Origin of the sequence: Actinoplanes solisilvae (assembly GCF_003999975.1) — a bacterium.
In the GTDB taxonomy this organism is placed as follows: domain Bacteria; phylum Actinomycetota; class Actinomycetes; order Mycobacteriales; family Micromonosporaceae; genus Actinoplanes; species Actinoplanes solisilvae.
The window spans coordinates 1-2317 of sequence record NZ_RJAC01000071.1 but is presented as its reverse complement, the minus strand read 5'-3'; the positions used below and the strand labels follow the sequence as shown (position 1 = coordinate 2317).

The following is a 2317-nucleotide window of genomic DNA, read 5'->3' as shown; positions in this document are numbered from 1 at the left end:
CCTCGTTTCTGACCACCATGTTCCTACTATCTCTGTTAGGAACTCAACGTCCAGAGTAGCGGTATTTCACTTTTGATAAAGCCAGTCCCCTGCCACTCTGTTGCCAGAATAACAGGCTGCACTTTATCTCCCGCCTATTCTACACCTCAAGAGTCGAGAACCAAAATCAGACTAGAGTCAAGCTCAACAGGGTCTTCTTTCCCCGATGGATATGCCCAAGCCCGTTCCCTTGGCTGTGGGTTCGCTAAGAGGTAGTTAGGGACAGTGAGAATCTCGTTAATCCATTCATGCGCGTCACTAATTAGATGACGAGGCATTTGGCTACCTTAAGAGAGTCATAGTTACTCCCGCTGTTTACCCGAGCTTCTGAGAATCTCGTCTCTTTGACATTCAGAGCACTGAGCAGAAATCACAAACACGGCTTGTCGTTCACCAAGCTCTGTTTGCTTTGTTTTAATTAGACAGTCGGATTCTCTTAGGCACTATCGGTTCCCTAGTGGCTGTTCCATGCTTCCAAAATGAAAACAAATTCTCCAAAAAGCTGGTCTTGCAGATTTCCAAAGCTTTTTACAAAAGAAAAGAGAGTTGCCCCTCTCCCTCTCACAAAAAGCTCTGAAAAGAGCTCCAAGCCCTTTAGCCATCTCACATGAAACTCGGTCCCCCCTTTTCAGTCTCTCCTGTCTCCTTCCGAAAAAAGAAACTAGAAAAATAGAAAAAGAAAAAAAACCAAGAGCAAGTAGGCGCTATTCAGAGTTCAGCCTAAAGAGCCAACCCTTCTACCGAAGATACAAGCCTATTTTGCCGACTTCCCTTAACTACATTGTCCTTAATAGACCAGAGGCTATTCACCTTGGAGACCTGATGCGGTTTCTGGTACGGATCGATCCAAACAGAAGTACAACCAAAAGAAGAGAGAAAATTGCTTTTCCCTCCCCCTTTGAAAGGTGAAACCCAAAAAACTGCAAAATGAAAACAATTCAAGTTTGGAATGAAATGCCTGTCTACCAAAAACCTCGAAACCAAACAAATCATTTCGACCCGTAAGGCATTCAAAGTGGCAGAAACAGTGGGTGCAAATCCTCAAACTATTTCCCTTACAATTCCCAAATTTCACCCGGTTGCAACGTTACTACACGAGCAATCAGATTTTTAAGAGACCTCCTATCGGTCCTCCTCGGTGTCAAGAATTATACTGACCCGAGTCCTTGCCAAACCAACACATCTGCTTCCCCGCATAATGCGATTCCACACACGTGCAAGTCCATGATTAAAGGAGGAAGAGAGCCTCCCCGGGACCCAAGGCGAGCCTACTCTGATTGATTTTTAGCAAATATGCCAGCTCCTCCCCTTTCCTCTTGCGAAGAAGAGAAAGCTCCAACACATTCATTTTGTCTCGTCGGCGTCACCGCCTTACTCTCCCATTTAGATCTATGAGCTGAGGAAGTTTTAACCTCATTCCCTTTCGGAGCGGGAGCCATTTTGAATGTTTTTTTGAATTCAAAGACTCGGATTCAAAAAATTCGTTTTGAAAAGCTTCCCGTTTCAATGTAAACCGCTTTCGCGCGCTCCTTAGGACCGGCTCACCCGGAATCAAGCGCTGCTCGTCCGGAAACCTTCTCCACTTCGGCCCTCAAGGCAATTATGCCATCTGAAAATTTTTTGCAAAATCTTCATTCCTATAAGAAAAAAGAAGAAAACGAAAAAAAGGAAACCCCCTTTTCCATTCTCTCCCTCCTTATAGAGCTGCTTCGCTTGAGTAGCTGCTACTACCACCAAGATCTGCACCAGCTATAATCACTCCAGACTTGCTCACGCAAAAAATCCTTCGCTGTGATTGCTGCGCCATCCTACTCGTTATTGCATAGAAATCAAATGCCAAAGACAAATAAAGATTGTTTTCTGAAATAGCAATAACGGCGAGCTCTCGGCTCGACGCTTCAGCGCCATCCATTTTCGGGGCTAGTCCATTCGGAAAGTGGGTTGTTACACACTCCTTAGCGGGTGCCGACTTCCATGGCCACCGTCTTTCTGTCTAAATGAACTAACACCCTTTGTGGGATCTAGGTTAGCGTCGAATTAGGCGCCTTAGGCTCGCTTACGGTTCATCCCGCATCGCCAGTTCTGCTTACCAAAAACGGCCCACTAAGTGCTTTGTTATTCACCTTCCCGATCAACAATACAAATCGATCAAGGAATTCGCGCCTCTTCAGAGTTTGAGAGTTGGTGAAAGCCAAAAAGACTCCCTAACCACCAATCATTCGCTTTACCAGACGCAACTAACTTTTTTAAGCACCAGCTATCCTGAGGGAAACTTCGG

At 45.4% G+C, this 2317-nt stretch carries 1 rRNA gene; it reads right to left on the bottom strand.

Annotated features, from left to right (window positions below):
• Positions 1-2317, bottom strand: a 23S ribosomal RNA gene (locus EER30_RS50230); the annotation flags it as partial.